The following is a 19,028-nucleotide window of genomic DNA, read 5'->3' on the forward strand; positions in this document are numbered from 1 at the left end:
GCTGGCTTTGCGGCGTTGCCTGCCGACAACGCCTTGAGCTTATTTCGATTTAACGCGCCAAACGGTGTTGCCGACGTCATCCGCAATCAGCAGGGCGCCGGTCTTGTCGACCGCCAATCCTACCGGTGCGCCATAGAGTTCCTTCTCGTCGTCGGAGACAAAGCCGGTGACCACCGCTTTGAGTTTGCCGACCGGCTTACCTTGCTCAAACGCCACGTAGCTGACCCGGTAGCCGTTCAGCGGCGAGCGATCCCAGCTGCCGTGTTCGCTGACGAAGGCGCCGCCGCGATACTCGGCCGGCAGAGCGTCCGCCGTGTAGAACAGCAGCCCCAGCGGCGCGACGTGGGAGCTGAGGGCGTAGTCCGGCTTGATGGCTTTCGCCACCAGATCCGGCCGCGCCGGCTGCACCCGCCGATCGACGTGCTGGCCGAAATAGCTGTAAGGCCAGCCGTAGAAGCCGCCGTCCTGCACCGAGGTCAGGTAGTCCGGCACCAGATCGGCGCCGATCTCGTCACGCTCGTTGACGATGGCCCATAGCTTGCCGCTGTGCGGTTCCCACTGCAGCCCGGTCGGATTGCGCAGGCCGCTGGCGAAGATGCGGCTGGCACCGGAGGCGGTGTCCACTTCCAGCACGGCGGCGCGGCGGTACTCTACGGCCAGGCCGTTTTCGGTGATGTTGCTGTTTGAACCGACGCCGACATACAGCTTTTTACCGTCCGGGCTGGCCAGCAGGGCCTTGGTCCAATGATGGTTGATGGTGTCCGGCAGATCGGCCAGCTCTTTACCCGCATCGCTGATGCGCGTTTCGCCCGGCTGATAGGCGTACTGCATGATGTTGCCGGTGTTGGCCACATACAGGGTGTTGCCAATCAGCTGGACGCCGAACGGCGAATCGAGCCCTTCGAGGAAGACATGCTTTTCCCAGCTGCCATCGGCGGTTGGGCGCAGCAGGGTAATCCGGTTGCCCCCTTTGCCGCCTTTACCGGACTGGCCCTTCACCAAACCGGCGATCATCTGCTTGGGCGTGCTCACCGCTTCGGCTCCCGGCCCGTTGGCTTCCACCACCAAAACATCGCCGTTGGGCAGGGTAAGCAGCTGGCGCGGGTGCAGCAAACCGTCCGCCACCTTATCGATTTTCAAGCCTTCGGCCACTTTCGGCATCTGATTTTGCTGCCAGCCGACGCCCTTTGGCACCTGCATCGGCGGCATCAGGAAGTCTTGCGCCGCCGGCAACGTCGGATCCGGCCCCATTTGTTGTTCCGGTGAAATGACGGCGCTGTTATCGCAGCCGGCCAGCGCCAGCACGGCCGAAAGCGCAATCGCGATCGATGATAGCTTCATGAAAACCTCCTTATTATTTTGCGCGGGCGCCCACGGCCAGCAGAATGTTGGCGAGGCTCAGCAGCGCGACCACGATCGCAGACAGCACAAGACCTTGCGGCACCACGGCATACGCATCCCGGCTATGCACGAAAGCGTTGATGATGGCGAGAACGATTGCCAGCAAGTTCAGCCAGAAATCGAGCTTGACCGATGGCCCCTGCAGCCGGCCGCTGCCGAACCACACCTGCACCAGGTTAATCAGACGGGGAATAATGGCAAAAATCAGGCCGATGGCGATCAGCCAGCTGGCACCGTTGACCCACTGAATATTCGCCGTGCAGGCATAGATAATGTCGAAAATCAGCGCAGCGGTGAAAAATCCGTAGGGTATCGGATTGAGCCATTCATAGACGGCCACCGCGACCGCTGAAGGCCTTGCTGTCGTTTGCGTGGTCATGCAGGTATCTCCATGAAAAATGATAGGTAAAAAAGGGCGTTGGCCCCTTAAAGCTTTGTTCAGATTCACCGATTTGAACAATTTTGATTCTCATTTTTAGCATGCGATGTTAAAACCGAAACCCTCACTGCGGCATTATCAATGGCTTAGCAACATCGGGAGGATGGGCATGAGTATAGAGCGCGTTCAGCGATTTCTGGCCGAGCACGCGCCGGAAACGGCGGTGACGGTGCTGGCAAAGAATACCGCTACGGTGGCGCTGGCGGCGGAAGCCTTTGGCGTGGAGAGCGGGCAGATCGCCAAGACGCTGTCGTTTCGCGTGAACGACGGCGTAGTGCTGTTGGTGATGGCGGGAACCGCCAGAATCGATAACAAGAAGTACAAACAATTCTTCGGCGTAAAGGCGCGCATGCTGCCGGCGGAGGAGGTGGAGGCGCTGACCGGCTATCCACCGGGCGGCGTTTGCCCCTTTGCCGCACCGGCAACGGTAAGAATTTACTGCGATCGCAGCCTGTGCTGCTACGGTGAAGTGCTTCCGGCAGGCGGCAGCGATAACTCAGGCGTGAGAATTGCGCCACAACGCCTGGCCAGCATCACCGGAGCAGAGTGGATTGACGTGACGGGGTAACGTTAAGTGACCATGTCACAATTGCGTTATGTTAAATAGCGTGCATCAACTCGTGATTAATATGCTGTTTTAGCTGGAAAAATTACTAGCTCATCGGGTTATGACACACCGCTTCGATATTGTGGCCATCCGGGCCGATCACAAATGCCGCATAGTAGTGGGCATGATAATTGGGCCGTAAACCGGGTGCGCCATTGTCTTTGCCACCGGCATTTAGCGCGGCGTGGTAGAACGCATCGACCTGTTCACGGCTGCTTGCGGCAAATGCCAGGTGCAGATGCGCCGGTTTTTCATCGGTTTGAAACAGGCACAATGACACGTTAGCCCGATCGTGACAAAGTTCGACGCCATAGCCGGGTTCGCCTTCGGCAACGATCTTTACGCCCAGCGGCGCGAGTGCATTGAGGAAAAACGCTTTACTAAGGGCAAAGTCGCTGACGCCAAATTTCACATGGTCAAACATGGGGAGGCTCCTGGAATGTGTCCCCATTCAGTATAGCCAACGCCGTGGTGGGCGCCGAAAACGATGAAAACGGACGCCAATGCGCATTTAGCGTACGAATAGTGCCCGTTGAAATGACGCGTTTTGGAGAAATCTGCGGTACCGTAGCAGCCACGTTTTGCCAGATTTTACGTAGCGCGATCAAAAAAGCAGGGGATTTTTACCCCTTATCGGCGGAGATGCGCCATTGAAATCATGTCCGGTCATCATTATTGGAGCGGAAAATGACAGAGCGCATCATCACGGTCGAGCCTTATGATCCGCGTTATAAAGATGCAGCGCTGAAACTACGCGAGATATTGGCTGGCGTATTAACGGCAATTCATCATATCGGCAGTACAGCAGTGCCAAACCAACGATTGATATCTTGCTGAAGATTGAAAGGCTGGCGGCGTTGGATGGTGTGAATGACAAGATGCATGGCATGAGACCTACGCCGCGTGGCGAGAACGGCATTACCGGCAGGCGTTGCTGCAGCAAGTGAACAGGCGATCAGACAGTTGGCGTTCAGAGATTATCTGCGCAAGCATCATGGTGTTGCTGAGCAACACAAACACCAGACAGCAGAAGACCGCCGGGCTTATGGCCGGTTGAAAAACGAATTAGTTCAGCGGCATGAGCAGCCGGCGCTGGCATGATTGGCCGCAGGAGAAAGCCCATAAATCAGGCCTGGACGGCAGAATCCACATATCATTACCTAGGTGCGCATAATGTATATTATGTTAAATTTAATTACTGGATACGCACCAGGGCCATCCCTGAGCATCTTCTCTCCTCACCTGCAGCTTTATCCCTCCGACATCTGTCTTTCTGCCAGGCTTGTTGTCATTCCATTAGATCGGATTTTAAACCAGGCTCAATCATCAGTCGGCGTGCCTTGATGAAACCGCATCTGCCAACCTGCCTTGGCTGTCAGAAGCCAAATCGACGAACGCTCTGTGCAACGCACGGCGTGGCCCTGCGCGTCACGCTGAAAACTTTTATACGTCAGCAATACGGCGCTATCACTGATTTGCGCCAGCTTAAAACCTTCGGCGAAAATCTGCGGATAATCCGTTTCCATCTCCAGCGCCGCAACGGTCTGGCGTTTGTCATAACGTAGGCCTGAGCGGCCAATCTCTTCAAAGTCTTCATGCAGCAATGCCGCGACACGCTTCGGATCGCAGCGCGTTGTTGGCTGGTGCAGTTCAACCTCAAGCGCCTGGATGTGGCTAAGCCACTCTGCAAAATGGATCAAAATGCCCTCCTTTTTGATCGCGCTACGTGAAATCTGGAGACAAGAAACTCACAGTGTTCAGATTTAAGCTGATGTGATTCCTGCCGTAACGGTTGAAAATCAAACCTGATATTGCTTATTTTAAACCATTACTATAAATTAAACGCAATATCAATTTTTTGGCGAATGGAATCATGCCCGATCGGTCATTACTCTTTTTTTATGGTTTAGCCTTTGCTGCGGTAATTTATTTTATTGTTAAATTCAGGAAGGACATCACAAAAAAAGATGGGTTGATAAATATAGCTTCATATCTAGTTATCGCTATTGCAATAATACTCTTGCTCAATTCAGATCTTTCTGTTACTGGCATCCTGATTGCCATGTTTTCTTTTCTTGCAGCAGGTTTTATTTTTTTATGCGTTGCCATTTTCCTCAAGGATGTATACTCAACGAAAAAGTATACATTAACTGCCATAAAGCGAATAAAAACGGAAAATTCAATTAATTTCAAAGGAATGCCAGAATTCAAAAGCGGCATTTTTTGCTATAAAAAAACATGGTATGCCATCTGTTCACCCTCTTTGAATTTACTGGAAATTGGCGTTAATGCGTTTGATAGCCAACCTGAGTTTGGCAAAAAATTCACCGTTCGAACGTTGTCTAAACGCGCTATTACATTCATTCCGGAAGTAATTCCTGATAAAATCAATGATGACACTGAACTATTCGGCCAACTGGTAATATTTTGTGAAATATCTGAAAGAAATCAGATTATGGTGGAAAATTATATTGAAGCCATAAAAAATAGCTCTGCTACACCCTGGCTTATCTCTGTGCCAGATAAAACGCCATAATTTTAGCATGGCGGACATGGCGGAAATGTTATCCGCCATGCACTCAATCAGCGATCTGAATTTCGTCTTGCTTCACATGCGACCGCCGAACCCGCAATTCCCCGTGCCGCCAGGCGCCGTCTGCCGTGGCGCGATTGTCGATCAGGCGATTCAAGGCCTCTTCGACCAGCCGGTCGATGCGTTGGCTGTAGCTGGTCAGCGCCCAGTTGGCTGAGCCGGCCTCGTCGATATCATCGAAACCTACCACGGCCATCGCGGACGACGGCGCCGTTTGCCTGAGCGCTTCGAGCGCCCCCAGCGCCAACACGTCGTTCTCGCAGAACAGCGCCTCAACCCGCTCGCTTTCCGGCGTTGCCTGCAGGTATTCGCTCATCAGCTGGAAACCGCGTTGGCGATCGTAGTGGCCGGCGGTGAGCACTCGATCCAACTGAAAGCCGGCGGCCATCAGTTTGTCGCGGTAGCCTTCCATGCGCAGCAAATGGCTGCTTTGCGTGTCCGGCCCCTTCATGTAACCAAAGCGCCGGTGGCCTTGCTCTATCAGCAGCGCGGCGATCTCTTCGCCGGCGCGGTAGCCGTCGATATTGACCACATCAATGTGTTCGCTTTCCGTATTGCGGCATACCTGCACCAGCGGTATCTGATGCAGATCTTGCGCGATCGCTGCCCACTCCTTGGTTAACACCGTCGCCAGGAACAAAATGCCGTCGACCTGCAGCTGATCGGCCATCGCCATCACCGCCCGGTAGTTTTCCCCGGCGGTGATGTTCAGCAGCAGCGCCATATAACCGCGGGTTTGCAGCTGTTTGGTCACCATATCGAGCATCATCATTGAATGCGGGTTCTTCATCTCGTCGATGGCCACGCCAATGATGTGCGTGCGTTTTTGCGACAGGCTGCGCGCCAGCAGATTTGGCCGATAGCCCAGCTCGGCCGCCGCCGCCAGCACGCTTTCACGCGCGCTGTCCGAGATCGAGGCGCCGGGCGTAAAGGCGCGCGATACCGTCCATTTAGAGACGCCGGCCTTTTCGGCGACGTCGCTGGCGGTGGCTTTGTGGTGTTTCATCATGGTTGCGTCGATCCCTGCTTCGGTGAAGTCAAACTATACCCCGCTCGCTCAGATCCCCTAAGCGCCCGCCGGCATTTCTGCTGCAATTATGTCCCGTTTTTGCACCCGATTGCAAATCGTTATGCAACCGGGTGCAAAACGTAAACAGTTTGTGATCGTCAGCGCTGTTTTTACCTTTCCCCTGTTGACCGAATTTTATCCATAGTCGACATTCACGGTGGCATTCAGAGACGCATCGCCGTTTTGTCTCCTGCTTTGCACCCGGTTGCAAATACACTGTTTTTACACAACGCCTCTCTTCTCAACAGGATACCGTAATGAAAAAAACCAGACTGTTGTTGATGTTAGCCTGCTCGCTGTTTGTCGTGACCGCCCAGGCCAAGACCTACCAGGTCGGCGTAGCGCTGGCCAACTTCGATCTCAACTTCGTCTCTATCCTGCGCAGCCAAATGGCGCGGGAACTGGCTGCGCAGCAGCTGCAAGGCCAGTTAGTCGATGCCAAAGGCGATGTCGCCCTGCAGGTGCAACAGGTGGACGATCTGATTAATCAGGGCGTGAACGCCATTATCCTCAACCCGGTTGATACGCAAGGCGTCCAGCCGATGATAGCGGCCGCCAAACGCGCCGCGATCCCCCTGATCTTCGTCAACCGCAAACCCGAAGTGCCGCTGAGCGGCGCGACGGCCTACGTCGGCTCCGATTCGGCGCTCAGCGGCCGCCTGCAGATGGAGGCCCTGGCGAAAAAAATGAATTACCGCGGCAACGTGGCGATCCTGATGGGCGCCCTCTCCAACGAAGAGACCCGCGAACGCACCCGCGCGGTTGAAGCGGTGATCGCCAAACACAAAGACCTGAAAGTGGTAGAAAAACAGACCGCAAAATGGCAGCGCAATGAAGCGGTCGATGTGGTTTCCGGCTGGTTGCTGAACGGCGTAGCGATCGATGCGATCGCCGCCAACAACGATGAGATGGCCATCGGCGCGATCATGGCGCTGAAGCAGGCCAAAAAGAGCGGTGTGCTGGTCGCCGGTATCGACGGCACGCCCGACGGCCTGCAATTTATCAAAACCGGCGACCTGGCGGTGACCATTTTCCAGGATGCCAAAGCCCAGGCGATCGGCGCGGTGCAAGTGACTCGCGCCCTGTTGGATCACGCCAAAACCGAGCCTTACAACTGGGTGCCTTACGCCACCGTAACGCGAGAAAACTACCCGCAATTTGCGCAGATGAACCAGAAATAAACCGTTGCCACTCTCTTTTTCAACCTATTTTGCACCCGAGTGCAAAGCCACAGTATCAGGAGTCAGCATGTTAAATGGTGAAAGAAGCATCCCTCGCCCGCTGCGTTGGGCGATGATCGGCGGCGGCCGCCTCAGCCAGGTGGGCTACAAGCACCGTTCCGGCGCACTGCGCGACAACACCGCCTATCGGCTGGTTGCCGGCGCTTTTGATATCGACGCGGCACGCGGACGCGAGTTTGGCGTTAATCTCGGCGTGCCCGCCGAACGCTGCTATGACAGCTATCAACAGTTGCTGGCGCAAGAAGCCAACCGCGAAGATGGCGTTGAGGTGGTGACCATCGCCACCCCCAACGGCACCCACTATGAAATTACGCGCGCCGCGCTGAATGCCGGCCTGCATGTCATCTGCGAAAAGCCGCTGTTCTTCACCACGGCGGAGGCGAGAGAAATTAAGGCGCTGGCGGCGGAGAAAGGCCTGATCGTCGGCGTAACCTACGGCTTCTCCGGCCATCCGCTGCTGATGCAGATGCGCGTCATGATCGCGAACGGCGACATCGGCGAAATACGCATGGTCGAATTGCAATACACCCACGGCTTCAATGCCAACGAAAGCGCAGACACGTTCGAGGCGCAAAAGTGGCGCGTCGATCCGAAAATCGCCGGCCCCTCTTTTGTGCTGGGTGACATCTCCACCCACACCTTCTACATCTCGCAGTTGGTGATGCCCGATATGAAGATTGCCTCCCTGCTGTGCGATCGCCAGAGTTTTATTCCTTCCCGCGCCCCGCTGGAAGACAACGCCATGGTGCTGATGCACTACAAAAACGGCGCCGTCGGCCGCATGTGGGCCTCCGCCGTCAATGCGGGCGCGATGGACAGCCAAAGCATCCGCGTGGTGGGCTCGCTCGCCAGCCTGCAGTGGAGCGACGCTGCGCCCGGCGAATTGCGCTATGAGATCCAGGGGCGACCCAACCAGATCCTGCACCACGGCATGCCCTATCTGGACGACAGCGCCCTGGCCGAAGAGCGGCTCGGCGCGCTGCATACCGAAGGCCTGGCCGAATCCTGGGCCAATATCTACCTCAAGTTCGCCATCGCCATCAGCGCCAGCCAGCGCGGCGATCGGCAGACGCTGGCCGCGCTGATCTATCCGGATATCGACGCCGGATTGGAAGGCGTGCGCTGGATTGAAAACTGCGTTCGTTCCGCCGACAACGGCGCCACCTGGGTTAATTACCAATAAGGAAAGCACCATGAAACTTTCATTTTGTACCGACAGCCTGGGCCATTTACCCTTCGAGCAGATGCTGGACCGGCTGCTGGAGCTGGGGGTGTGCGGCGTGGAAATGACCACCGGCGGCTGGTCTCCGGCGCCCCATCTGGATGCCGACGATCTGCTGGCTAACTCCGCCAAACGCCGGCAGCTGCTGCAGGCGCTGGCCAGCCGCGGCATGGAGATCGCCGCGCTCAACGTCTCCGGCAATCCGCTCGATCCCGGCGAACTGGGGCAACGCCATCAGCGCCAAACCGACAATACGCTGGAGCTGGCCGGGCTGCTGGGGGTGAAAAAGATCGTTATGATGAGCGGCCTGCCCCCGGCTAGCCCGCATGACACCATTCCCAACTGGATCACCTATACCGTCAGCTGGCCGCCGACGGTGAAAAACTGTCTGGATTATCAATGGAATGAAGTGGCAATCCCCTATTGGCAGGCGCTGGTCGCCCGGGCCAAAGCGTGCGGCGTCGAGCGCTTTGCGCTGGAAAACTTCAGCGCCATGCTGGTGTGGAACCCGGAAACGCTATTCCGGCTGCGCGAGGCCGTTGGCCCGATGGTGGGTCTGAACCTCGATCCCAGCCACCTGATCTGGATGGGTGCGGATCCCATCGCGGTGGCCCGCGCCCTCGGCCCCGCCATTCACCATGTGCACGGCAAAGACGTGCGCCTTGAGCGCGGCGTCGTTGAGGTTAACGGACTGCTGGAGACCAAACCGATCGACGACGTGGCCCGCCGCGCCTGGAACTATGTCGCCGTCGGCTGCGGCCGGGATCTGCAGTGGTGGAAGGCGTTCTTCTCGGTGGTGCGCATGATGGGCTACAACGACTGGGTGTCGCTGGAAATGGAAGACCTGACCATGTCGGTCGATGCCGGCATCGTTTCCTCCGTTCAGGCGCTGCAGCAGAGCATCAGCCAGTAAAGCCAGGCGCGGCGGTCACGGCCGCTGCGCCCCCTTTCCCTCCGGTTCACTCGCCCCGGCCGGCGTTTGCCGCCGATACTGCGACGGCGACTGCGCCATCACCCGTTTGAAGGCGGTGCTGAACGCGCTTTCCGAGCCGTATCCCAACGAGTAGGCGATCGACGCGACGTTTTCTTTACCGGCCCGCAGACGATCTGCCGCCTGCAGCATACGCCAACGCGAGAGGTATTCCATGGCGGTGCTGCCAACCAGCCCTTTGAAACGTTGAGCGAATACGGTGCGGGAAATGCCGGCGATGCGGGCCAGCTCTTCCAGCGTCCAGTTGCGCGCCGGCTCGGCGTGCATGGCGGCGATAGCCAGGCTGATCTGGCGGTCGGTCAGCGCCAGAAACCAACCTTTCGGCAGCCCATGGGCCGTTTCGAGGAACTGGCGAAACACCTGCACCAGCATCAAGTGCGCCAGGTGGGTCGACATCAGCGCACCGCCGAGCTGCGGGTGACGCAACTCGTTCGTCCACTGTTCGAGCGTCCAGCGCAAAACGCCCGCCTGGCTCGAGGCTTTGGGGATGTTGATGATCGGCGGCAGCGCATCAAACAGCAGCGCCGCATGCTGGCCGGAAAAACCGAAACGCCCGCTGATCAAAAAGACCTCACCACCGCCGTTATGCACGGCGATGCCGTCGCGCGTCGCCTCGGCCATGATCTGCTCCCCTCCCTGCGGCGGCAACGCCGGATCGGACGCGACCCTGAAGCGCCGCCGACTGTTCAGCAAAAAGCAGTCCCCTTCGCGGAAATGGATCGGCTGCGTCAGATCGTCGGTCATGCCCCAGCAGGCGCCGCGCATCACCGCCGTGAATTTGATGCCTTCATGAGGGGGAAACTCGAACGACCAGTCCCCGGCGGCGTCGAAACCGGCGTAAAACTGGTTTTGGGGTTGCAGCAGCGACAACACGTCTGACAGCGGGTCCATGATGAAATCCGTACTCTTGATAAACAAACAAGTACTTTAGCGCATGGATCGTCCGTCTCTCAAGGCTTATTCTTGACGACAAGTTTTATCGCGTCGCGCGGGCAAAGGCGACCGGAACCGCGCCGCTGCCCGAATCATCCATTGCTGTGCTGAAGGAATTCTGACTTTGAGCCGTTGTTCCAAATTGCGCCCGACAGCGGGCGGCTATGCTTCATCGCCACAATGGCGCGATCGGCGCTTTAACAATCAGCGGCCGCCGGCGCCGGGTGACCTGCCCGAGTCCACCCTGCGCGTGTGGTGGGACGTATTTTTCAACAAGCCCAAAGGCACGGTGCCGGCGACGCCGGTGCCGATTCAGCGCCTGTCGCGCGCCGAGCTTGAGGCGGCACCCGATCGTAGCCTGTACCGTCTGGGGCATTCCACGGTGTTGCTCAAGCTGCGCGGCCAATGGTGGCTGACCGATCCGGTGTTCTCCGAGCGGGCATCGCCGCTGCCGTTCGCCGGGCCAAAACGCTTTCACGCGCCGCCGATCGCGATCGAGGAGCTGCCGCCGATCCGCGCGGTGATCCTCTCACACGATCATTACGACCATCTGGACCAGGCCGCCATTCGGGCGCTGGACGGCAAGGTGGGCCAGTTCGTCGCACCGCTCGGCGTGGGCGATCGCCTGGCGGCCTGGGGCGTGGCGCCGGACAAAATCCGCCAGTTCGACTGGTGGCAAGGCACGGAAATCGACGGCCTGCGGCTGACGGCTACCCCGGCCCAGCACTTTTCGGGCCGGAGCCTGACCGACGGCAACCGCACGCTGTGGTGTTCCTGGGTGATTGAAGACGATGAGCTGCGGGTGTTCTTCAGCGGCGACAGCGGCTATTTCACCGGTTTTGCCGAGATTGGCCGCCGTTTTGGCCCCTTTGACCTGACGCTGATGGAAACCGGCGCCTACGACAAACGCTGGCCCTATGTGCATATGCACCCTCAGCAAACCGTGCAGGCGCACCGGGATTTGCTCGGCCGCTGGCTGCTGCCGATCCATAACGGCACCTTCGATCTGGCGATGCACGCCTGGCAAGACCCGTTCGACCAGGTACTGCGCCATGCCGCTCCCTCTAGCGTGCAGGTCGCGACGCCGATGATCGGCGAACGTGTCGATATCGTTCGGCCGCACCCCGGCAGCCGTTGGTGGCGCTAAGCGCCGTTTTATTTATTCGCAGGAAACCTGAAATGAACAATGACCATAAAGTGTGGCTGATCACCGGCGCCTCGTCGGGCCTGGGCAAAGCCCTGGCCGAAGCGGCCATCGCCAACGGCGATCGGGTGGTGGTGACCGCCCGCCGTCTCGACCGCCTGCGGGCGCTGGCTAAGGGCCAGGAGGATCGCGTGCTGCCTTTGGCGGTGGACGTCACGGATGCCGCCGCGCGCGATAAGGCGGTCGCCGATACCCTGGCGCGGTTCGGCCGCATCGACGTGCTGGCCAACCTGGCCGGGCGCGGTGTAGCCGGCGCCTGCGAAGAGTTCAGCCTCGAACAGCTGCGCGAGCAGATGGAGCTGAATTTCTTTGCGGCGGCGGAGATGACCCGCGCCGTGCTGCCGCAGATGCGGCGCCAGGGCAGCGGGAACGTGATCACCGTAAGCAGCATCGCCGGTCTGGTGGCAATGAACGCCGCCGGCCCCTATTGCGCGGCGAAATTTGCCCTCGAAGGCTGGACGGAGTCGCTGGCCATCGAGGCCAGGCCGCTGGGGATCCACGTGACCCTGGTCGAGCCCGGCGCCTTCCGCACCGAATTTGCCGGCGACGTGAACATGCGGCCGACGCAGCGCATCGAGGCCTACCGCCCGTCGATTGCACCGTTTGAAACCTACCTGGCGCAGTCCGCCGGCCGACAGATGGGCGATCCCGCCAAAGCGGCGCAGCGCATGCTGGAGTTGGTCACTCTCACGGCCCCGCCGGTGCGCCTGATGCTGGGGCGCGACGCTTACGCCATGTGGGACACCACCCTCGCCAAACGCCAGCAGGAGCTTAACGCCTGGCGCGAACGGGGTGAAGACACCGCCTTTGATGGCGCAGAACTCACTGAAATTCAACTGTAACTCTCCACGATAACGAGGAATCTCGATATGAACAAAACCTGGTTTATTACAGGCGCATCTTCCGGCTTCGGCCAGGCTTTGGCTGAAGCCGTGCTGGCCAAGGGCGACAACGTGGTGCTCACCGCCCGCCGCCTGGCGCCGCTGCAGGCGATCGCCGCCGGCCACGGCGAACGCGCGCTGGCTCTGCAGCTGGACGTGACCGATCCTGCGGCGCGCGCCGCCGCCCTGAAGAAGACCGTCGAAACCTTCGGCCGCCTCGACGTACTGGCCAACATCGCCGGCACCGGTTCTTACGGGGCGCTGGAAGAGTTCACTTCCGAACAGATCCGCGCCCAGATGGAGCTGAACTTCTTCGCGGCCGCCGAGCTGTCGCGTGAAGTGCTGCCGCAGATGCGCGCTCAACGATCCGGCCATATTCTCAATCTGACCAGCATCGCCGGCCTGGTGGCCTTCCCCGGCAGCGGCCTGTACAACGCCACCAAGTTCGCGTTGGAAGGGTTTACCGAAGCGCTGCACCACGAGGTCAAGCCGCTGGGGATCCACGTCACGCTGATCGAGCCGGGCGCCTTCCGTACCGGTTTCGCCAGCAGCGCCGCCATGAAGGCCGAACGCGAAATCGCTGCCTATGCGCCACTGGATGCCGGCATGGTGGAGTATTACCGCACGCAGAACGGCAAACAGATGGGCGATCCGGTTAAGGGCGCTCGCGTGATCGTCGATATGGTGGCCAGCGCCACCCCGCCGGTGCGTTTGATGCTCGGTAAGGACGCGTATCAGCTGTGGGACAGCGCGGTAGCCTCCCGCAGCCGCGATCTGGCGCCTTGGCGTGAACGCGGTGAAGATACGGCCTTCCCCGGCGCTGCGATGAACCCCGTTCAGGCGCTGTAATACCCACCTTTCAAACGGGCTGCCTATGTAGCCCGTTTGTTTTATGTGACGTCGTCACGTATGCCTTGCCTTTTGTCTCTGAGTCGAGCGTTCAAAACTAATTGCCAAAGCAACTGTTGCCATTTAACCTATATACACTGTTTGCCGAGGTATCCCATGTCATCGAAAGAAAAATCCCTCTATGCCCTCACCAACGCCCTGCAACCGGTTCGCCGGGTGTGGAAACAGGCTGCGACGCTGGCGATCGCCAAATCCGGCATCTCCATGTCGTTGGCTACCGTCGTGGTTCTGGTGCATCGCAATCCGCAGGGCATCAATCAGCGCGACCTGGCGGAAGAAGTCGGCGTCAATCCCGGTGCGCTGGTGCGTCTGTTGGATCAGGCCGCCGCGTTAGGCTTCCTCGAGCGGCAGGAGTCGGCCGGCGATCGTCGGTTTAAAACCCTGCGCATTCTGCCCGCCGGCGCCGAATTGGCCAAAAAGGTCGAAACCGCGGCCGATAAGCTGCGAGTCGAGCTGATGCACGACGTGCCGTTGGAAGATATTGAAACCGCCACGCGCATTCTGCGCCTGTTTGAAGAGCGCGCAGGCCACTATCTGCAACAGGCCGGCAATGAGCCATGAAAATCGGTAAACCGCAGCTGCTGTATGCCGCGAAACTGTTTATTTCCGCCATGCTGGCCTTCGCGCTGGCGGAAAGCATCGGCCTGCAAAATCCCTATTGGGCGATGGTGACCTGCTGCGTGCTGAGCAATCCGGTCAGCGGCGCCGTACGCGCCCGCGCCACCTACCGTTTTTGCGGCACGCTGTTCGCCGGCGTGCTGACGCTGGGCCTTTCGGCCTGGCTTAGCAACACGCCGGTGCTGTTGATCGTCGCCGCTGGGCTGTCATCGTCACTGATGCTGGGCCTCTCCTATCTCGATCGCACGCCACGCGCTTACTTTTTCCAGCTGGGCGCCATCACCATGATGCTGGTCGCCATCGCCTACATCAATCACCCGGACACGATGTTCACTATGGTCGTCACGCGGGTGACAGAGATCTGCCTGGGTATTTTGGCGGTGACGCTGGTAGACAGCGTGCTATTCCCATCGTCGCTGGCGCCGGTGTTGCGCACGCGGCTGAAAGGCTGGCTGGCTGACCTGGCGCGTTGGCAGGAGGACAGCCTCGACGGCAAGGGCAGCGACGCCCAGGCCGACGCGGACCGTATCCGTTTGCTGGGCGACATCGCCTCGTTCAATCAGATGATGACCACCCTTGGCTATGACAGTTCGGTCGATAAGCCCACCCGTCAGGCGGCGATTTCGATACAGCAACGCGTACTGCAAATCGTGCCGCTGCTCTCGGCCATCGGCAGCAGCATCGCCGCACTGCCGGTCGGCCTGCGCACCCGCCTGCAGCCGTGGCTGAATGAGGTCCGGCGGCAGGCCGTTGAACCCGCACCGCACGCTGCGCCCTCGGTAAGCTTGTTGCCGCCTGCGGCGTCGCTGTCGCCGTGGGAAACGCTGATCGTCGACGAGCTGGCTGAACAGGTTGAGCAGTGGTTAACGCTGTGGGCCGAGGTACAGCAGTTGAACGCATTCCTGGACGGCGAGCCGCTGCCCGCGGCGCTGCAGGCGCAGATGATGCGCAGCCGCGTCTTCTCGCCGCCGCCGGATATCGGCATGGCGGTGCGCATGTTCGCCGGAATTTTGACGACCTACGCCCTGCTGTGCGGTCTCTGGTATTTCACCGGCTGGGAACAGGGCGCCAATATGGTGCTGATGGGGATCGTGGCCATCGCCTTCTTCGGCGCCGGCGACAATCCCGGCGCCACCATCGCCACTTTTGGCCGCTTCGCCGCTATCGCTATGGCCCTCGGCGCCCTGCTCAGCTATGTGCTGCTGCCGCTGGCCGGGGATTACGGCAGTTTCCTGATCGTGATGGGACTGTTTTTGCTGCCGCTCGGCGTGTGGGCGGCGAGCAACCCGCTGGCGACGTTGGCGATCGCCCTGTCGCTCAGCAACGTCAACTTTCAGGGGCACTATGCGCCGAACAATATGGGGCTGTATCTGGAAAGCACTTCCGGCACGCTGATCGGCGTCTATTTCGCATTCCTGTGCGCCGCGCTGTTCCGCCGCTGGGGCACCGATCAGGTGGTGGCGCGGCTGATGCGGCAGGATGCGCAAGAGATGCTGCGCCTCAATCGCCACGTCACGGAGCGCGACTTACAGCGCTATCAGGCCCGCGCGTTGGATCGCATCACCGCGCTGGGTAGCCGCCTGGCCGCCGTTGGACAAGCCGATCGCAGCCCACAGCTGTTGATGCGCTTAAAAACCGCTATCGGCCTGATTCGTCTGCAGCAGGCCGGCGGGCTCACCCCTGGCGCTTCGCCGAACGCCGGTCTGCCGGCGGCGTTCCGCCAACTTTCTCTGCACGCCGAAGCACCCTCTGCGCTGCTGGGCCAGATCGACGCCGGTCTGCAACAGGCCTGGCGGCAGAACGATCGGCGCGCGCTGCGGCCGCTTACCCGGCTGCGGCTGCTGCACTTCCCCACGGCTTTGCACTGGAATCCCTGACATGATCGGTGAAATCAACATTGACGGCGTGTTCATCTCGCCCTTGCTGCTGTGCCTGGTGTGCGCGTTCTTCTCGCGCATGGCGCTTTCCTGGACGCTCAACGCGGTAGGCGTCTATTGCTGGGTCGCGCAGCGCCCGCTGTTCGACACCGCCCTGTTTCTTATTCTGGCCGGGCTGTTTTTCCACGGCCTGAAATGGCTTACCACCCCCTGAGGACCCCATGTTTCGTGAACGTACCCTTGTTCTGCTGCGCCCCGCGCTGACCCTGATTGCCGTTTTGATCGCGGCAGGCGTGCTGTGGCAGCTTTATCTCTATTACACCTATGCCCCGCAAACGCGCGACGGCAAGATCCGCGCCGACGTGGTGCCGCTGGCCACGGATGTTTCCGGCAAGGTGGACGCCGTGCACATTCACGACAACCAGCTGGTGCATAAAGGGCAGCTGCTGCTCAGCCTGGACAAAGTACGGCTGCGCAATGCGCTGGATCAGGCCGAGGCCGCCGTTGAACGCGCCAACGTCCAGTTGGCGTCATCCCAGCGCGAAAACCGGCGCTATCAGGCGCTGCAGTCGGCTATTTCACAGCAGGAACGCGACAATCGCCGCGATGCCCAATCGCTGGCAAAGGCCAATCTGGATCAGGCCCTGGCGGATCGGGCGCTGGCGCGCATCAACCTGCAGCGCGCCGATCTCTATGCGCCGGTGGATGGCGTGATCACCAACTTCTCCCTGCGCCCCGGCGCTTACGCGACCGCCGGTCAGCCGATCATGGCGTTGGTGGATTCCAACAGTTTCTACATCGCCGGATACTTCGAAGAGACCAAGCTGGGCCGCATCCAGAACGGTGACAAGGTGGTGATCCGCATCATGGGGGAAAGGCAGCCGCTGTATGGCCACGTCGACGGGCTTTCCGCCGGCATCAACGACAGCGAGCGCACCACCGCCGCCGGCAATCTGCTCGCCAACGTCAACCCGACATTCAGCTGGATCCGTCTGGCGCAGCGCATCCCGGTGCGCATCGCGATCGACACCATTCCCCACGGCGTCGAGCTGATCGCCGGCCGCACGGCGACGGTCAGTTTAAGCGAAACTCATTAAGCCTGTCCCTCCGGCGTCAAACCGGCGATCAGCGCCTGAAGCAAGGCGCTGACCTTCGGCTGAGCCCGGCGGCTTTTCAGCCAGACCACGTTGATCGGCAGGCCGTCGGTCGCCAGATGCGGCAACACCTCGGCCAACGCCCCCTCCTCTAGCTGCCGTTTGACCAGCCAGGTCGGTAACTGAGCGATGCCGTGCCCCGCCAGCACCGCCGTCAGTTGCCCCTCCGCATCGCCAATGGCCACCCGCGGCGTCAGCGTTCTTCGCTCTACCGGCTGGGCACCGCTTCCGGAGAAATGCCAGGGCGTCTGCATGCCGTCGTTTTCCTGATACAGCACGCAGTGATGATGCGCCAATTCAGCGGCGGTGGTGGGTTCACCCTGTCGCTTCAGGTAGCCGGGCGCGGCGCAGAAGATATGCCGCTGCTTACCAAGGTAGTGATGCCCCAGCGTATTTGGCCACACATCCGAACCGCCGATACGCACCAGGATATCGATGCCTTCACTGACCGGATCGGCGAAGCGGTCCGTAAACGTGATATGCGGCACCAGCAATGGGTGATCCTCAATACATCGCAAGATCACCGGCAGCGCATGCAAACGGCCAAAGGAAGCGGGAAGATCGATGCGCACCCTGCCGCGCGGCTCGGCGCTTTCCGCCTGCATCGCCAGTTCGGCCTCTTCCAGCTCGGCCAACACGCCGGTACAGGTGCGATAAAATTGGGTGCCGGCGTCGGTCAGCGCCAGCCGCCGCGTGGTGCGCTGGAACAGCTTCGTCTGTAATCGGCTTTCCAGCCGGGCGATCCCTTTGCTGACGGCAGAAGCGGTCAGGTTCAGGCGTTCCGCCGCCAGCGTAAAGCTGCCCATATCGGCCACGCAAACAAACAGACCGATCCCTTTAAGACGTTCGGAAGAAAACATTCCCCTGCCTTATTGATGAATTTAGTTCCCGCAACTCGGTAATTTATAGCGCAAATCATGATTTTTATTCCTATAGACTTTCCCTCACAGCGTTAAAAACCGCAAGAGGTAAGTTATGAAGAACAAGAAGCCCCAGATCCTGATCACCGGCGCCACCGGCCAGATAGGCGGTGCGACCCTGCGTCTTTTACAATCCCAGGCAGAGATCGAGCCGGTTGCCGCCGTGCGCTCTCCCGCCAAGGCGGCGCCCTTCGAAAAACTGGGTATCCGCACCGTCCAGCTCGATTTTGATCGGGAAGAGACGCTGGCACCGGCGCTGGCCGGCATCGAGCGCGTATTTCTGGCCACTGGCTACACGGTGGACATGCTGCGGCAAAGCAAGGTGTTTCTCGATCGCGCGCGCCAGGCCGGCGTGCGGCATGTCGTGCACCTCGGCGCCTGCGGCCGTGACGACACCACCGTCGCGCATTGGGCCTGGCACCAGCTCATCGAGCGTTACATCGAGTGGTCGGGATTTTCTTTCACCCACCTGCGGCCGGAGTGCTTTATGCAGAACCTGCTCAACTACGACGGCGTACCGGCGGTGAAAAACGGCGTGATCCGGCAATATACCGGCGATGCGCCGTTCAGCTGGGTGGACGGCGACGATGTAGCGCAGGCGGCGGCGCTGGCGCTGCTACACCCCGAGCGGCACGGCGGCCAAACCTACCGCATGGGCTATGACGTTAAATCCTACGGCGAGATCGCTGCCATGATGACGGAAGAGCTGGGGCAGCCGTTCCGCTATGAATCACAAGATCCGCAGGTTTTTCTGGATGAGATGCGCGCGACGGGTGCCGAAATGGCCTACATGAGCTGCGTCTACGACAATTTTCGCCGCATGGCGGCTCGCGATATCCCAGGCGTCGATGAGGTTTTCGATAATTTCCCGCAGATCGCGGGCAGAGAGCCGATGCGGCTAAGGGCGTTTATCCGCAAGCACCGTGACAAGCTGGCCTACTGAGCCTCGCAAGGTTCGCCGGCCAACAC

General features: G+C 59.8%; 21 protein-coding genes. 14 read left to right on the forward strand and 7 right to left on the reverse strand.

Annotated features, from left to right (window positions below):
- Positions 1–39: 39 nt before the first annotated feature.
- Positions 40–1,341 carry a PQQ-dependent sugar dehydrogenase gene (locus ACSBQQ_RS06020; RefSeq protein WP_060428068.1) on the reverse strand — a complete coding sequence of 434 codons (1,302 nt, stop codon included), beginning with the start codon at positions 1,339–1,341 and terminating at the stop codon, positions 40–42.
- A 13-nt stretch (positions 1,342–1,354) separates the two neighbouring features.
- Positions 1,355–1,780 carry a DUF2231 domain-containing protein gene (locus ACSBQQ_RS06025; protein WP_060428070.1) on the reverse strand — a complete coding sequence of 142 codons (426 nt, stop codon included), beginning with the start codon at positions 1,778–1,780 and terminating at the stop codon, positions 1,355–1,357.
- 169 nt (positions 1,781–1,949) lie between these two features.
- Between ACSBQQ_RS06025 and ACSBQQ_RS06030 the strand changes: the two genes are divergently transcribed.
- Complete coding sequence (locus ACSBQQ_RS06030; RefSeq protein WP_060428072.1) at positions 1,950–2,408, forward strand: YbaK/EbsC family protein; 459 nt, start codon at positions 1,950–1,952, stop codon at positions 2,406–2,408.
- Positions 2,409–2,493: 85 nt separating this feature from the next.
- Here the strand turns inward: ACSBQQ_RS06030 and ACSBQQ_RS06035 are convergent, their stop codons facing one another.
- Positions 2,494–2,871, reverse strand: a complete 378-nt coding sequence (locus ACSBQQ_RS06035; RefSeq protein WP_060428074.1) for a VOC family protein — start codon at positions 2,869–2,871, stop codon at positions 2,494–2,496.
- A 263-nt stretch (positions 2,872–3,134) separates the two neighbouring features.
- Here ACSBQQ_RS06035 and ACSBQQ_RS06040 point away from each other — a divergent pair, with 263 nt between their 5' ends.
- The gene (locus ACSBQQ_RS06040; RefSeq protein WP_080281293.1) at positions 3,135–3,284 is read left to right on the forward strand and encodes a GrpB family protein; all 150 of its coding nucleotides are present in this window, start codon (positions 3,135–3,137) and stop codon (positions 3,282–3,284) included.
- Positions 3,285–3,766: 482 nt separating this feature from the next.
- On the opposite strand, the gene ACSBQQ_RS06045 is transcribed toward ACSBQQ_RS06040, so the two are convergent.
- Positions 3,767–4,147: a DUF4440 domain-containing protein gene (locus tag ACSBQQ_RS06045; protein WP_039566101.1), complete on the reverse strand. Its 381-nt coding sequence runs from the start codon at positions 4,145–4,147 to the stop codon at positions 3,767–3,769.
- 173 nt (positions 4,148–4,320) lie between these two features.
- Here ACSBQQ_RS06045 and ACSBQQ_RS06050 point away from each other — a divergent pair, with 173 nt between their 5' ends.
- Positions 4,321–4,983 carry a hypothetical protein gene (locus ACSBQQ_RS06050; RefSeq protein ID WP_039566103.1) on the forward strand — a complete coding sequence of 221 codons (663 nt, stop codon included), beginning with the start codon at positions 4,321–4,323 and terminating at the stop codon, positions 4,981–4,983.
- A gap of 43 nt (positions 4,984–5,026) precedes the next feature.
- Here the strand turns inward: ACSBQQ_RS06050 and ACSBQQ_RS06055 are convergent, their stop codons facing one another.
- A complete protein-coding gene (locus tag ACSBQQ_RS06055) occupies positions 5,027–6,049 on the reverse strand; it encodes a LacI family DNA-binding transcriptional regulator (RefSeq protein WP_039566105.1) in 1,023 nt (340 codons plus the stop codon).
- A gap of 317 nt (positions 6,050–6,366) precedes the next feature.
- On the opposite strand from ACSBQQ_RS06055, the gene ACSBQQ_RS06060 reads away from it, so the two are divergent.
- From ACSBQQ_RS06060 to ACSBQQ_RS06070, 3 genes are all read left to right on the forward strand, one after another.
- Positions 6,367–7,290: a substrate-binding domain-containing protein gene (locus ACSBQQ_RS06060; RefSeq protein WP_039566107.1), complete on the forward strand. Its 924-nt coding sequence runs from the start codon at positions 6,367–6,369 to the stop codon at positions 7,288–7,290.
- 67 nt (positions 7,291–7,357) lie between these two features.
- Positions 7,358–8,533 (forward strand): Gfo/Idh/MocA family protein, encoded by a 1,176-nt coding sequence (locus tag ACSBQQ_RS06065; RefSeq protein WP_060428076.1) that lies wholly within the window; start codon positions 7,358–7,360, stop codon positions 8,531–8,533.
- Positions 8,534–8,543: 10 nt separating this feature from the next.
- Positions 8,544–9,485, forward strand: coding sequence for a sugar phosphate isomerase/epimerase family protein (locus ACSBQQ_RS06070; RefSeq protein ID WP_060428078.1), 942 nt, complete (start codon positions 8,544–8,546; stop codon positions 9,483–9,485).
- A 15-nt stretch (positions 9,486–9,500) separates the two neighbouring features.
- Here the strand turns inward: ACSBQQ_RS06070 and ACSBQQ_RS06075 are convergent, their stop codons facing one another.
- Positions 9,501–10,454 carry an AraC family transcriptional regulator gene (locus ACSBQQ_RS06075; RefSeq protein ID WP_049212161.1) on the reverse strand — a complete coding sequence of 318 codons (954 nt, stop codon included), beginning with the start codon at positions 10,452–10,454 and terminating at the stop codon, positions 9,501–9,503.
- A gap of 166 nt (positions 10,455–10,620) precedes the next feature.
- Here ACSBQQ_RS06075 and ACSBQQ_RS06080 point away from each other — a divergent pair, with 166 nt between their 5' ends.
- The 7 genes from ACSBQQ_RS06080 to ACSBQQ_RS06110 all read left to right on the forward strand — a co-directional run bounded on the left by ACSBQQ_RS06080 (position 10,621) and on the right by ACSBQQ_RS06110 (position 17,082).
- Positions 10,621–11,643, forward strand: coding sequence for an MBL fold metallo-hydrolase (locus ACSBQQ_RS06080; RefSeq protein WP_049212159.1), 1,023 nt, complete (start codon positions 10,621–10,623; stop codon positions 11,641–11,643).
- Positions 11,644–11,675: 32 nt separating this feature from the next.
- A complete protein-coding gene (locus tag ACSBQQ_RS06085; protein WP_049212157.1) occupies positions 11,676–12,542 on the forward strand; it encodes an oxidoreductase in 867 nt (288 codons plus the stop codon).
- A 27-nt stretch (positions 12,543–12,569) separates the two neighbouring features.
- Entirely contained in the window at positions 12,570–13,430 is an 861-nt protein-coding gene (locus tag ACSBQQ_RS06090; protein WP_060426142.1) for an oxidoreductase, read from the forward strand.
- Positions 13,431–13,586: 156 nt separating this feature from the next.
- Positions 13,587–14,051 (forward strand): MarR family winged helix-turn-helix transcriptional regulator, encoded by a 465-nt coding sequence (locus tag ACSBQQ_RS06095; RefSeq protein WP_015377885.1) that lies wholly within the window; start codon positions 13,587–13,589, stop codon positions 14,049–14,051.
- Complete coding sequence (locus ACSBQQ_RS06100; protein WP_060428080.1) at positions 14,048–15,985, forward strand: FUSC family protein; 1,938 nt, start codon at positions 14,048–14,050, stop codon at positions 15,983–15,985. Before ACSBQQ_RS06095 ends, ACSBQQ_RS06100 begins: the two co-directional genes overlap by 4 nt.
- A gap of 1 nt (position 15,986) precedes the next feature.
- Positions 15,987–16,199 (forward strand): DUF1656 domain-containing protein, encoded by a 213-nt coding sequence (locus ACSBQQ_RS06105; RefSeq protein WP_060428082.1) that lies wholly within the window; start codon positions 15,987–15,989, stop codon positions 16,197–16,199.
- Positions 16,200–16,206: 7 nt separating this feature from the next.
- A complete protein-coding gene (locus ACSBQQ_RS06110) occupies positions 16,207–17,082 on the forward strand; it encodes an efflux RND transporter periplasmic adaptor subunit (RefSeq protein ID WP_043147470.1) in 876 nt (291 codons plus the stop codon).
- Here the strand turns inward: ACSBQQ_RS06110 and ACSBQQ_RS06115 are convergent.
- Positions 17,079–17,999, reverse strand: coding sequence for a LysR family transcriptional regulator (locus tag ACSBQQ_RS06115; RefSeq protein ID WP_039566122.1), 921 nt, complete (start codon positions 17,997–17,999; stop codon positions 17,079–17,081). The two genes, ACSBQQ_RS06110 and ACSBQQ_RS06115, sit on opposite strands and share 4 nt — an antisense overlap.
- A 115-nt stretch (positions 18,000–18,114) precedes the next feature.
- On the opposite strand from ACSBQQ_RS06115, the gene ACSBQQ_RS06120 reads away from it, so the two are divergent.
- Entirely contained in the window at positions 18,115–19,002 is an 888-nt protein-coding gene (locus ACSBQQ_RS06120; protein WP_039566125.1) for an SDR family oxidoreductase, read from the forward strand.
- The last annotated feature ends 26 nt before the right edge of the window (positions 19,003–19,028 follow it).

The sequence above is a fragment of the Serratia sp. G204Y genome (genome assembly GCF_051172435.1).
Taxonomy (GTDB): domain Bacteria; phylum Pseudomonadota; class Gammaproteobacteria; order Enterobacterales; family Enterobacteriaceae; genus Serratia; species Serratia sarumanii.